We start from the raw sequence: 13,094 nt of genomic DNA on the forward strand, positions 1-13,094 counted from the left end.
AAGCGGGATAATGTTTGACGCCGTCACCGGCCAACCCCAGCTTGCCGCCATGCGCCCGATTTTCAGACCCGCACTCGTGAACGATCCGTTCGGCGACCCTGGCCTGTACGTTGATTTCAAGTTCGAGAAGCGGGCTTTGTTGTTCGATCTGGGGGATCTCACGGCGCTGCCACCGAAAAAGCTGCTGCGCGTTTCAGATGTCTTCGTCTCGCACACCCACATGGACCACTTTTTCGGTTTCGACCGGCTGCTTCGCCTCTGCCTCGGCCGCAACACAAGCTTGCGCCTGTATGGCCCACCGGGTTTTGCGGCCCAAGTCGAACACAAGCTCGCCGGCTACACCTGGAACCTGGTCGAGAACTATCCCGGCGACTTTTTTATGGACGCCTGGGAGCTTGATGCCAACTGGCAGGCCCGCGGCACCCGCCTGCGCTGCCGCAATCGGTTTCGCGCCGAGCCGCTGGCGGCGCGGCATTTGCCGGGCGGCGTGCTGCTCGACGAGCTGGCGTTTCGCGTGCGCGCGGCGTTTCTCGACCACGGTACCGCCTGCCTTGGCTTCGCGGTCGAGGAAAAGATCCACGTCAACGTGTGGAGGAACCGGCTGGCCGAACTCGGGTTGGCGGTCGGGCCGTGGCTGAAGGAACTCAAGGATGCCGTGCTGCGCAACGCACCTGACGCGACAACGGTGCGCGCCTGCTGGCGCGACGGCAGCGGCGAGCATGAACGTGTTTTATCCCTTGGTTTGCTCAAGGCCGCGGTCTTGCGGCAGGTCGAGGGCGAGAAGATCTGCTATGTGACCGACGTCGCCTTTCACCCGGACAACGTCCAACGCATCACGGCACTGGCGGCCAACGCGGCGCAGTTATTCATCGAATGCGTATTTCTCGACCAGGATGCCGACCATGCGGCCCGAAAACATCATCTCACCGCGCGCCAGGCGGGCAGCATCGCGCGTGCGGCCGGCGCCAAACTGGTCATTCCGTTTCATTTTTCGCCACGCTACGCCGACCGCGAGGCGGACTTGCGCCGGGAGATCGAGGCGGCAGCGGCTGCCACCTGACGTCAGCCAAACGCCTGTTTCACAAACTCGTCCAGTGCCAGCCGCTTTTCGTCGGCAGCCAGTTCCAGTTTCTCCGCCAGATCAAGCTGAGCGGTCGTCGGGCCAGAGCCGTCACCCGCAGCGGCCTTAACAAAGGCTTGCGTCACTCTAAGCCGCGCTGTGCGCGCTTCCTGGTTGACAGCTTGCCAGTCGGCTTGCATCGCTGCCCATCTTTCACCGTCTTCAACCTTCGGCATATCCGCCTCCTTCACTTGTCGCCAACGTAGGGTTACGGCCGATGAGACGTTGACCCGGCGACCGGCCATTTGAGAAAACGCAAAGACCGGCAGGGCGGGGCGTAGCCAAGCCGCCGAATGCCCCCAAAAAACACCCGCTAAACTAGCCGTCGTCCCACATGCGCCAGCGGCTGCAAAAATAGTAGTAATCAATCCATGACCCCAAACATCGAAACCGTCGAAGAAGATGACGAAATCAGCTTGCTAGACCTGCTGCAAGTCGTCGCCGACAACCTGCGCCTGCTGGTGCTGGCGCCCCTGACCGCCGGCCTGCTGGCGCTGGGCATCAGCTTTGCCATCGCCCCCACCTTTACCGCCACCACCAAATTCATGCCGCCGCAGCAACAGCAAAGCGCGGCGGCTTCCATGTTGTCAAGCCTGGGCGCCCTGGGCGGTCTGGCCGGCGCAGCCACCGGTCTCAAGAACCCGGCTGACCAATACGTCGCCTTCCTCAAAAGCCGCAGTGTGCAAGACGTGCTGATCGACCGCTTCAAGCTCATGGAGCGCTACGAATCCAAGCTCAAAACCGATGCCCGCACGACATTGGAGGGTGTCAGCAAGATCGCCAGCGGCAAAGACGGCCTCATCACCATTGACGTGGACGACAAAGACCCCGCTTTCGCTGCCCAACTGGCCAATGCCTATGTCGAAGAACTGGGCCGCCTCCTTGACCGCCTGGCCGTCACCGAAGCCCAGCAACGCCGCGTCTTCTTTGAAAAGCAGCTTACCAACGCCAAAGACAACCTGATCAAGGCCGAGCAGGCCCTGGGCGCCAGCGGTGTCAACAGCTCGGTCCTCAAGTCCACCGGCGCCGCCGTGGAGGCCGTTGCCCGCTTGCGGGCGCAAATCACCGGGCAAGAAGTCAAGCTCGCCTCCATGCGCGGCTACCTGACTGAATCCGCGCCGGACTTCAAACAGGCCCAAACCGAGCTGTCCGCCTTGCGCGGTCAACTGGCTCGCGCGGAGCAATCAGAGCCCGCCACCGACAGCGCAAGCAGCGACTACATCGCCAAATTCCGCGACTTCAAATACTATGAAACCCTGTTTGAGCTCTTTGCCAAACAGTATGAAATGGCCCGCATCGACGAAAGCCGTGAAGGCGCTGTGATTCAAGTGCTGGACGCCGCCCAGCCGCCCGAGCGCAAAAGCAAACCCAAAAAAGCGTTGATCGCCCTGATGACCACCCTGGCCGTCGGCTTTGCATTGCTGCTGTTCGTTTTCATCCGCCAAGCCCTGCGCGGTGCCGCCCAAACGCCTGAGTCGGCCGAGAAAATTGGCCGCCTGCGCCGCTCCTGGGCCAAGGCCCTGGGCAAAGCCAGCTAATTATTGATCTCCAGCAGCCATGACCCAACAACCCAAAATTTATGTCGCCGGCCACGGCGGCATGGTCGGCTCGGCCATCGTGCGCACCCTGCAACAGCAGGGTCAGACCAACATCGTTACCCGCACGCACGCCGAGCTGGACCTCACCAACCAGGCAGCCGTACAGGCATTTTTTGAAGAAGAAAAGCCAGATCAGGTCTATTTGGCCGCCGCCAAGGTGGGCGGTATCCACGCCAACAACACCTACCCGGCAGAGTTCATCTATCAAAACCTGATGATGGAGGCCCACATCATCCACAGCGCCTGGCGCAACGGCGTGCAAAAGCTGTTGTTTCTGGGTTCGAGCTGCATCTACCCCAAGCTTGCCGCCCAGCCCATGCGTGAAGATGCCTTGCTCACCGGCATGCTGGAGCCCACCAACGAGCCCTACGCCATCGCCAAGATTGCCGGCATCAAGCTCTGCGAGAGCTACAACCGCCAATACGGCCAGAGCCACGGCGTCGACTACCGCAGCGTCATGCCCACCAACCTCTACGGCCCCGGCGACAACTACCACCCTGAAAATAGCCACGTCATCCCCGCGCTGATCCGTCGCTTTCACGAAGCCAAGGTCAGCAAGGCCCCCACCGTCACCATCTGGGGCACCGGCACGCCGCGTCGTGAGTTTTTGTATGTGGACGACATGGCTGCTGCCAGCGTGCATGTGATGAATCTGGACCCAGCCATTTACAGCGCCCACACTCAGCCGACGCAAAGCCACATCAATGTCGGCTGCGGTTCAGACATCACCATCGCCCAACTTGCCCAGGCCGTCAGCCAGGCCGTGGGGTACCAAGGCAACATCGACTATGACCCCACCAAACCTGACGGCAGCCCGCGCAAGCTCATGGACAGCAGCCGCCTGAATGCACTCGGCTGGCGGGCCAAGGTGGCGTTGGAACAAGGTCTGATGCAAGCCTACCAGGACTTCCTGCAACACTAGCCCACCTGTTTCTGCCCCGTGGGGCCAGCTTCAGCCCGCTCAACTCAGCTACACTACGCAACCGTTCAAAACAAGAACGCTAGTCAGCCGCCGCCGTCACCAACCACCGTATTCGCCCAAGCAACAGTCACCGCATGACCGCCATCGCACCCTTCGCCGCAGCCAATGTAGATGCCGCCGCCGCAGACCAAGCCCTGCACCTGGAAATTCACTTTAAAGTGATGGGCCTGCTGCAGGCCAAGCCCGACATGAGCCAGCGCCAAATGGCCAAAGCGCTGGGCCTGAGCCTGGGCAAAACCAACTTCTGCGTGCAAGCCCTGCTGGCCAAGGGCTGGCTCAAGCTGCAAAACTTCTCAGGCAACGCCAACAAACAAGCCTACGCCTACCTGCTCACGCCCGAAGGCATCGCCAACAAGGCCCAGCTCACCACACGGTTTTTGCAACGCAAACAACAAGAATACGTCCTGCTCAAAGCCGAAATAGAAGCCCTGCAGCGCGAAGCCAGCTCTGCCCTACAGAGTCACCAATCCCAACCATGACCCAAAAAACCGCCCTCATCACAGGCATCACCGGCCAAGACGGAAGTTATTTAGCTGAGTTCCTGCTAGAAAAAGGCTACATCGTGCACGGCATCAAACGCCGGGCCAGCTCGTTCAACACCCAGCGCGTAGACCACATCTACCAGGACCCGCACGTCAACAACGCCCACTTCAAGCTGCACTACGGCGATCTGAGCGACACCAGCAACCTGGTGCGCATCGTGCAAGAAACACAACCTGACGAGATCTACAACCTGGGCGCGCAAAGCCACGTGGCTGTGAGCTTTGAGAGCCCCGAATACACCGCCGACGTGGATGGCATGGGTACCCTGCGTATTCTGGAGGCCATTCGCATCCTGGGCCTGGAGAAAAAAACCCGTTACTACCAGGCCTCTACCTCCGAGCTATATGGCCTGGTGCAAGAAACTCCGCAGCGCGAAACCACCCCCTTCTACCCGCGCAGCCCCTACGCCGTGGCCAAGTTATATGCCTACTGGATCACGGTCAACTACCGTGAGGCCTACGGCATGTATGCCTGCAACGGCATCATGTTCAACCACGAAAGCCCGCGCCGGGGTGAAACCTTCGTCACCCGCAAAATCACCCGCGGCCTGGCCAACATCAGCCAAGGCCTGGAAGACTGCCTCTTCATGGGCAACATCGACGCCCTGCGCGACTGGGGCCACGCCAAAGACTACGTTCGCATGCAATGGATGATGCTGCAGCAAGACAAGCCAGATGACTTTGTAATTGCCACCGGCGTGCAATACAGCGTGCGCTCCTTTCTGGAATGGACCGCCACCGCGCTGGGTATGCAGATCCGCTGGGAAGGCTCAGGCGTCGAGGAAGTAGGCTACGCAGTCGTCCCTGGCGCATCGCGTGAGGCGGCAATAGTCCGCATCGACCCTCGCTACTTCCGCCCCACCGAAGTCGAAACCCTGCTGGGCGACCCCACCAAAGCCAAACAAAAACTAGGCTGGGTGCCTGAGATCACCGCGCAAGAAATGTGCGCCGAAATGGTCGCCCATGATCTGGTTGAAGCGAAAAAGCACGCTTTGCTCAAGCAGAACGGCTACAGCGTCAATGTGTGTATTGAATAACATTGGGCTCTAGCCACCGTCCAATAAGCACAAGCAGCTACAAATAGAATAGCAATTTAACATGTCTCAACCTTTCATCCACACCCTGGCCGACGTCCATTCCACCACCATTGGTACCGGCACACGTATCTGGCAGTTCGTTGTGGCGCTGGCCGGTGCCAAGATCGGCCAAGACTGCAACGTCTGCTCGCACTGCCTGATTGAAAACGACGTCGTCATCGGCGACCGCGTTACCGTCAAGAGCGGCGTGCAGCTGTGGGACGGTTTGCGCGTGGGCGACGATGTTTTTATCGGTCCCAACGCGTCGTTTGCCAATGATCGGTTTCCGCGCAGCAAGATAACGCCTGAAAAGTTCCTGCAAACGGAGGTGGAAAAAGGTGCGTCGATAGGCGCGGGTGCAACCATCCTGCCAGGCATCACGATTGGCCGCAATGCCATGGTGGCCGCAGGTGCCGTGGTAACTCGCTCAGTGCCGCCAAACGCAATCGTCGTTGGCAACCCTGCCAAAATCGTCGGCTATGTTGACGCTGACCGAAACAAGGGGGATATCGGCGAAGGCCAGGCTGTTATTGTTGGTGCACAGGAAACTCAGGTTAGGGGCGTTTCACTGCATCGCATGCCTCGGGTTATTGATATTCGCGGCAGCCTGACGGTGGGTGAGTTTGATCGCAGCATCCCCTTCGCGGTGAAGCGCTATTTTATGGTGTTTGACGTGCCCAGCATGGAAACCCGTGGTGAGCATGCGCACCGTGTGTGCCACCAATTTTTGATTTGTGTTCGTGGCTGTTGTGCGGTGGTTGCCGACGATGGCACGCATCGCCAGGAGTTCTTGCTCGACAGGCCAGACGTGGGCATTCACCTGCCGCCCATGGTCTGGGGCATTCAATATAAATATTCAGCCGATGCCGTTTTACTGGTGTACGCATCGCACTACTACGACAACGCAGATTACATTCGTAACTACTCAGAGTTTCGTCAATTGGTGGGAGCCTCGGCATGATCCCTTTTCTTGATCTAAAAGCCCCATATCTTGAACTAAAAGAAGAGCTGGACGATGCCATTGCCCGCGTTGTTAGCTCTGGATGGTTTATCGGTGGACCTGAAGTAGATGCGTTCGAGGCGGATTACGCAACCTACTGCGGTGCGACCCACGCCGTGGGCGTAGCCAACGGCCTGGATGCGCTGCACCTAGCCCTGCGCGCCATGGATGTTGGGCCTGGTGACGAAGTCATCGTGCCCAGCAATACCTACATCGCCACTTGGCTAGCCGTGAGCCAGTGCGGGGCCACTCCAGTGCCGGTGGAGCCCGATGCGCGCACCTACAACATGGATGCAAGCTTGATTGAAGCTGCCATCACCCCGCGCACTAAGGTAATACTACCGGTGCACCTTTATGGTCAGCCAGCCGATATGGATTCGATTCTGACGATTGCACACAAACATGGTCTCAAAGTACTGGAAGACGGTGCCCAAGCGCATGGTGCAAAGTACAAGGGTAAACCCCTGGGCGCGCATGGTGATGCCGTGGCCTGGAGTTTCTACCCCGGCAAGAACCTGGGTGCCATGGGCGACGGCGGTGTAGTGACCACCAACGACGCGCAACTTGCTAACCGCATCCGCGTGCTGCGCAACTACGGTTCGCGCGTGAAATATGTCAACGAAGTGCAAGGCTACAACAGCCGACTCGACCCACTGCAAGCAGCCATCTTGAGCGTTAAGCTAAAGCATTTGGACGGATGGAATACCCGGCGCAGGGTGTTTGGCACCCGATACCAACAGGGTTTGGCTGACTGCAAGCTCACGATCCCTTTTGTCCCCAATTGGGCCGAACCCGTCTGGCACCTTTACGTGGTGCAACACCCGCAACGCGATACCTTGCAAAAGCAGTTGAGTGATGCAGGCATTGGCACAATGATTCATTACCCCATACCTCCACACCTTCAACAAGCCTATGCTGGCCTATTGCATGCACAGGGTAGTTTCCCAATATCTGAGCAAATTCATAAAAATCTGCTGAGCCTGCCAATGGGGCCCGCCATGCGCTTGGAAGATGTAGATATGGTTATAGGTGCAGTTCGTGTCATCGTTTCAGCATTGTCTTAATTCGGTATTAGATCAGTGAACGTTAATCCAGAATCATCGGTCAGCTCGAAAATAAAAGAGGCTGGTCGCCATTCCATTGTGTATGGTTTGGGCAGTGTTGCCCAATCGGCGGTCGGTTTCGTATTGCTGCCAATTTTGACGGGTGCTTTAACCAAAGAAGATTTTGGGGTTTATTCCTTGATCTTGATGGCCAGTGCAGTAGCTGGTGCCATTTTCTATCTGGGCATGACCTCAGCTCTGCCAAGATCATATTTTGACTATCAGTCTGCAGATGATCGACGAGCAGTGTTCACAACCGCTTTTGTTATTTTGCTGGGTGGTGCATTAATTCAAAGCGGAGTCGGTTATTTTGGCGGACAACTCATTTCAAAAGCCTTGGTGGGTCGTAACAATTATTCAATACCAATAGCTTGGGCTTTTTTGGGGAGTGCTATTGGATTTGTCAATCAATATTTTTTTAGTTACCTCAGAATTTTGCGCAAATCAACAGCTTCTGTCATATTCAGTTTAATCGGCTTGCCTGGTGGAATTGGTCTGACGCTATGGTTACTTGCACGTTCGCCGGGTGACTTGGCCGCGCCTTTTGAGGCTCTTGCCTGGTCACAGCTTGCCATTATGCTCATATTCATTGGCTTTTTCGGCAAAGAAGCCTTCACGTTTCGCATTCAAAAAGAGGAACTGTCCCGGCTTATCCCGTTTGGCGTTGGCTCTGTTGTTGCTAGTTTTGGCGGTATTTTGCTGGATTGGGCTGATCGATTGATTATTGAACATTTTTTGACCCTTGCTGACGTGGGCAGCTATTCAGCCGCTTTTCGAATTGGTACGCTCATTAATATCATACTTATTTCGCCATTCAGCCAAATCTGGTCACCCATGATGATGGAATACCGTACTCATGACAATATCAAAGAACTATTCACCAAAGTTTTTTATTATTTTATGATGATTGGCACGGTGACACTGGCTGGAGCTTCACTTTTTATGGGCGATATTTTGCCATTATTGATACGGTCAGAAATAAGTCATCAAATGATCAGCGTGATATTGCTGGTCATGCTCGGAACACTGATCTATGGCTGCACCAATATTGTAGCGGCAGGGTTATTGTACGAGCGCAAGGTTGCTCAAGTATCTTATGTTTACTATACTGTTGCCGGTATTAAAATTGGGGTCAATTTACTGATTATTCCAGTTTTTGGCATAGTCGGGGCTGCTGTTACCACCTTGCTTGCAAGCGTTATGATACCTACGGGTATTTATGCATTGGCACGCAAGTACTTTTCATTTATTATTGATTGGAAAAGATTGGCGTTGTTGGGATTTAATTTGTTACTACCGCTGGTGTATGGATTATTTTATTTTTCAGAATACCCGATTGCATTGCCGCTTCGAATCATCTGGTTTTTTGTATTCTGTATATTGATTTATTTCACATGCTTCTCAAGTGATGAAAAAGTTCAGTTGAAAAATGTAGTTCTCCAATTTGTACCCAGTTAGTTGATTTTCATTGAAGGAAATTATGTTGAACAAAAACGTATCGCTGAAGAAAAAACTCAAAGACGGAAAGGTAACCATTGGTTCCTGGATCACACTGGGGCATCCTGGCATTGCTGAAATCATGGCATTGGCTGGCTTCGACTGGGTTGTTGTTGATATGGAGCACAGCGTGATGTCTATTGATACTGCTGGCGACCTGATTCGTATCATCGACCTCTGCGGAACTGCACCTATGGTCAGATTAACCTCCAACCACCCCGACCAAATCAAGCGGGTGATGGATGCTGGCGCCCACGGCATCGTGGTGCCCATGGTTAACAGCGCTGATGATGCCATGCGTGCCGTTGCCGCCGTTCGCTATGCACCTGAGGGTTCTCGCGGTGTCGGTCTGGCACGCGCTCAAGGTTACGGCGTAGATTTCAAAGAGTATTTTGAGTGGCAAAAGCACAGTTCAGTCGTCATCGTTCAAATTGAACACCGAGATGCGCTTGACAACCTGGATGCGATTTTGACCGTGCCGGGTGTCGATGGCTTCATCATTGGTCCGTACGATCTGTCTTGCTCTATGGGTATCCCTGGGCAATTTGAACACCCTGATCTCATTGCAGCACTAGATAAAATTCTCGCTGCAGGCAAGCGTCTTGGCGTGCCTTCTGGGTTGCATATTGTTGAACCTGATGCGCCGCGACTGGCGCAATCCATTCAACAGGGTTATTGTTTTATTGCCTACAGTGTTGATATTCGTTTACTCGATGTTGGCGTTCGCCAAGGCATACAGTGTTTTAAGGAGCAAATCAAATGAAGACAATCGCCATTATTCCGGCGCGGATGGGGGCATCGCGCTTTCCGGGCAAACCATTGCATCCCATACTGGGTATACCTATGTTGGGGCACTGTTACTTTCGCACCCGTATGGTGCCAGGCCTTGCAGAAACTTATGTCGCTACTTGTGACCAAGAGATTGCTGACTACGTTACGTCCATTGGCGGTAAGGCCATCATGACATCGCACAGCCACAACCGTGCCACAGATCGCACGGCAGAGGCCATGCTCAAAATAGAGGTCGAAACTGGCGACCGTGTTGATGTGGTCATCATGGTGCAGGGGGACGAACCTTTAATCTTGCCGGAAACCATTGGTGAAACCCTGCCGCATTTCAATGACCCCACTGTGGAGATTGTCAACATCATGTCTCGTTTGCGCACGCGTGAGCAGTTTGAAGATAAGAACAATGTCAAGGTGGTTGTTAACCAGCAAAAAGATGCGTTGTACTTTTCGCGTGAGCCTATCCCATCACCCTGGCGCGGCGTTGAACAGGTGCCCATGTACATGCAAGTGGGTGTGATTGCGTTTAGACGGGATGTAATCATTCGTTTTAATAGCATGCCTGAAACAACACTTGAAAAAATTGAATCTGTCGATATGAACCGCGTGCTTGAAACCGGTGGCCGAATTCGCATGGTACTAACCGACGCTGTCACCATTGGTGTTGATACGCCGCAAGAGGCAGATGAAGTGGGCCGACTAATGCAGGGCGATGCGTTGTTGACCAAATATCCGCAGCCATGAAAGAAAGCGATATTCGCCCAGAGGCGTTGCTCAACCGATATCTTGAGTTTAGCGCCAGTGACGCTGAACGCTGCTTTGCTGATGTGGTGCGGCAGCCCATTCCTTGCGTAGGTTGCGGCGGGAGCCAAGCAAACCACGAATTTGAAAAGAACGGCTTTGCCTATTCGTCATGCACTGCGTGCGGCAGTCTGTTTCAGTCGCCCCGTCCAACGCTAGCTGCCTTTGAAGCCTTTTACCGCGACTCTGTTTCAAGTCGCTACTGGGCTGAAGTGTTTTTTCCAGCGGTGGCAGAGGCCCGGCGCGAGCGCATCTTTAAGCCGCGTGCAGAGCGTTTGTCCAGTCTATGCGCACAAAAAAACGTGCAGGTGGATAAAGTGATCGATGTCGGTGCTGGCTACGGAATTTTGCTTGATGAGTGGCGTGCACTGCACCCTAACGCAAGTTTGTTGGCCATTGAACCGTCTTCGGTGTTGGCCAATGAATGCCGAGCCAAAGGGCTCGACGTGATCGAAGATATTGCCGAGAACGTCACGGGTTACCAGAGTTACGCTGATCTGGTCGTTTGCTTTGAAGTGCTAGAGCATGTGTATGACCCGCTGGCTTTTGTTCGCACACTGGTCAACTTGGCCCGCCCTGGTGGCTATGTATTTATCAGTACGCTCGGCGTAGATGGCTTTGATATTCAATTGCTGTGGGAAAAGTCAAATAGCATTTTTCCACCACACCACATCAATTTTTTGTCGGTCGCTGGTTTCAAACTCCTGTTTGAACGTGCGGGTCTGGAAGAAATTGATGTCACAACCCCAGGGGTTTTGGATGTCAACATTGTTCAAAATGCAGTAAAAAAGGACCCAAAAATCCTCCACAACCAGCGCTTTGTACGCACTCTGCTAGCCAGTGACGCAACAGCTGCCGCGTTTCAGCGTTTTTTGTCAGACAACTTGTTGAGCTCACACACCTGGGTTTTGGGTAGGAAGCCTCTATAAAACCAATATGAAAAAATTAAAAATAGGTATCGCTGGATACGGCGTGGTAGGTAAAAGGCGCAAGGCATGTGTTGATCGCAACCCCCACTTGGAAATGGTCGCCGTTTGCGACCGCGTATTTGATCAGGCAGGTGTCTTTGAAGACGGGGTGCGCTACTACCCCGATTACAGAAGTTTGTTAGCGCAAGATATTGACATCCTGATCGTCTGCCTGACCAATGAAGTCGCTCCTGATGTAACGATTGCCGGGCTGGAAAAAGGTTTGCATGTTTTCTGTGAAAAGCCACCGGGCCGAAATGTGGAAGACATCGTTCAAGTGATTCGCACAGAGCGGGCGCATCCAGCCTTAAAACTGATGTACGGCTTTAACCACCGTTATCACGAATCAGTGCAAGATGCGTTGCGCATTGTTCGCTCTGGCGACATGGGCAGCATCATCAATATGCGCGGTGTCTATGGGAAATCAAAGCTCGTCACATTTAACCAACCTGACTGGCGAACCAAACGCGACATCGCGGGTGGCGGTGTACTGCTTGACCAAGGCATTCATATGGTTGACCTCATGCGACTATTCGCGGGGGAGTTCACGGAGGTACATAGCTTTATCTCAAACCGCCACTGGGGCTACGACGTTGAAGATAATGCCTATGCATTGATGAAGACGGACAGCGGTGTGGTTGGCATGCTCAATTCGTCAGCTACACAATGGCGTCACCGCTTTAACTTGGACATCAATCTTGACAAAGGCAGCATCATTTTGGGTGGGTTTTTGTCTGGTACCAAGAGCTACGGGTCTGAAACTCTGACCGTGGTCATGGCTGACCCCGATCACGACAATGGCGACCCCAAGGAGCAGCGGACCCAATACAACAAAGACCCTTCGTGGGACGAAGAGGTCACATCTTTTGTTGATTCCATTGTCAATAACAAGCCAGTGGCTAGCGGCTCATCAGACGATGCACTGCAAACCATGAAACTTGTTTACAAAATCTACCATGCTGACCCAGTATGGCGCAGCAAATTCCAAATTTCAAACCCTGACCAATGCAATCCATGAACAACATCGACAAATTTTTTACCCGCGACGCATCTACATTTGCAGGTGCCTATCTCAAGTACCTGTCTTCTGTGCTCGGTGCGATAGATGTCAAAGAAATTGAACAATTTATTCAAACGCTGCTAGACGCTCGCGAGCGCGGTGCAACTATATTTTTTATCGGCAATGGGGGCAGTGCAGCCACAGCCAGTCATTTTGCGAACGACTTGGGTATTGGCACCAATTGCTACGACAAACCGTTTCGCGTCATAAGCCTGACTGACAACCAGGCCATCATCACGGCCATTGGAAACGATTTTGGCTACCTGGATATTTTTAGCCGGCAACTGCAAGTGCTGGGCAAACCTGGCGACGTGCTGGTGGCCATCTCTGCGTCTGGCAACTCGCCCAATTTATTGCGCGCATTTGACTATGCCAGAACGGCAGACATCAAAACAGTAGCCATTACGGCCTTTGACGGCGGGAAAATGAAAACTGTGGCAGACGAAGGCATCCACGTACCCACAGCCCCCAAAGAATATGGCCCTGCTGAAGATGCACACATGGTGCTGGACCACCTTGTGGGAGCTTACCTGATGCGTGTGGTCAAGTTGGCTTAAGAGG

14 protein-coding genes are annotated in these 13,094 nt (G+C 54.2%); 13 read left to right on the forward strand and 1 reads right to left on the reverse strand.

What is annotated here, in order from left to right:
- Window positions 1-10 precede the first annotated feature (10 nt).
- The gene (locus RFER_RS06190; protein WP_011463534.1) at window positions 11-1,060 is read left to right on the forward strand and encodes a ribonuclease Z; all 1,050 of its coding nucleotides are present in this window, start codon (window positions 11-13) and stop codon (window positions 1,058-1,060) included.
- A gap of 2 nt (window positions 1,061-1,062) precedes the next feature.
- Here RFER_RS06190 and RFER_RS06195 read toward each other — a convergent pair whose 3' ends face one another.
- Entirely contained in the window at window positions 1,063-1,296 is a 234-nt protein-coding gene (locus RFER_RS06195) for a hypothetical protein (protein WP_166485682.1), read from the reverse strand.
- Between the two features lie 195 nt (window positions 1,297-1,491).
- On the opposite strand from RFER_RS06195, the gene RFER_RS06200 reads away from it, so the two are divergent.
- The 12 genes from RFER_RS06200 (at window position 1,492) to RFER_RS06255 (ending at window position 13,090) form a co-directional block, all read left to right on the forward strand.
- Window positions 1,492-2,658 (forward strand): Wzz/FepE/Etk N-terminal domain-containing protein, encoded by a 1,167-nt coding sequence (locus tag RFER_RS06200; RefSeq protein WP_011463536.1) that lies wholly within the window; start codon window positions 1,492-1,494, stop codon window positions 2,656-2,658.
- Window positions 2,659-2,677: 19 nt separating this feature from the next.
- Complete coding sequence (gene fcl, locus RFER_RS06205) at window positions 2,678-3,640, forward strand: GDP-L-fucose synthase (protein WP_011463537.1); 963 nt, start codon at window positions 2,678-2,680, stop codon at window positions 3,638-3,640.
- 134 nt (window positions 3,641-3,774) lie between these two features.
- Entirely contained in the window at window positions 3,775-4,179 is a 405-nt protein-coding gene (locus RFER_RS06210; RefSeq protein WP_011463538.1) for a MarR family EPS-associated transcriptional regulator, read from the forward strand.
- Complete coding sequence (gmd, locus tag RFER_RS06215) at window positions 4,176-5,279, forward strand: GDP-mannose 4,6-dehydratase (RefSeq protein ID WP_011463539.1); 1,104 nt, start codon at window positions 4,176-4,178, stop codon at window positions 5,277-5,279. The genes RFER_RS06210 and gmd overlap by 4 nt, the downstream gene beginning before the upstream one ends.
- Before the next feature lie 61 nt (window positions 5,280-5,340).
- A complete protein-coding gene (locus RFER_RS06220) occupies window positions 5,341-6,279 on the forward strand; it encodes a WxcM-like domain-containing protein (protein WP_011463540.1) in 939 nt (312 codons plus the stop codon).
- Window positions 6,276-7,382 carry a DegT/DnrJ/EryC1/StrS family aminotransferase gene (locus tag RFER_RS06225; RefSeq protein WP_011463541.1) on the forward strand — a complete coding sequence of 369 codons (1,107 nt, stop codon included), beginning with the start codon at window positions 6,276-6,278 and terminating at the stop codon, window positions 7,380-7,382. The genes RFER_RS06220 and RFER_RS06225 overlap by 4 nt, the downstream gene beginning before the upstream one ends.
- Window positions 7,383-7,397: 15 nt before the next feature.
- Complete coding sequence (locus tag RFER_RS06230; protein ID WP_011463542.1) at window positions 7,398-8,879, forward strand: lipopolysaccharide biosynthesis protein; 1,482 nt, start codon at window positions 7,398-7,400, stop codon at window positions 8,877-8,879.
- A gap of 22 nt (window positions 8,880-8,901) precedes the next feature.
- Complete coding sequence (locus RFER_RS06235) at window positions 8,902-9,681, forward strand: HpcH/HpaI aldolase family protein (RefSeq protein WP_011463543.1); 780 nt, start codon at window positions 8,902-8,904, stop codon at window positions 9,679-9,681.
- Window positions 9,678-10,448: a 3-deoxy-manno-octulosonate cytidylyltransferase gene (locus RFER_RS06240; RefSeq protein WP_011463544.1), complete on the forward strand. Its 771-nt coding sequence runs from the start codon at window positions 9,678-9,680 to the stop codon at window positions 10,446-10,448. Before RFER_RS06235 ends, RFER_RS06240 begins: the two co-directional genes overlap by 4 nt.
- Window positions 10,445-11,434 (forward strand): class I SAM-dependent methyltransferase, encoded by a 990-nt coding sequence (locus RFER_RS06245; RefSeq protein WP_011463545.1) that lies wholly within the window; start codon window positions 10,445-10,447, stop codon window positions 11,432-11,434. The genes RFER_RS06240 and RFER_RS06245 overlap by 4 nt, the downstream gene beginning before the upstream one ends.
- A 7-nt stretch (window positions 11,435-11,441) precedes the next feature.
- Entirely contained in the window at window positions 11,442-12,491 is a 1,050-nt protein-coding gene (locus tag RFER_RS06250) for a Gfo/Idh/MocA family protein (RefSeq protein ID WP_011463546.1), read from the forward strand.
- Window positions 12,488-13,090 carry an SIS domain-containing protein gene (locus RFER_RS06255; RefSeq protein ID WP_011463547.1) on the forward strand — a complete coding sequence of 201 codons (603 nt, stop codon included), beginning with the start codon at window positions 12,488-12,490 and terminating at the stop codon, window positions 13,088-13,090. The genes RFER_RS06250 and RFER_RS06255 overlap by 4 nt, the downstream gene beginning before the upstream one ends.
- Window positions 13,091-13,094 lie beyond the last annotated feature (4 nt).

It is taken from the genome of Rhodoferax ferrireducens T118 (assembly GCF_000013605.1).
GTDB lineage: Bacteria > Pseudomonadota > Gammaproteobacteria > Burkholderiales > Burkholderiaceae_C > Rhodoferax > Rhodoferax ferrireducens.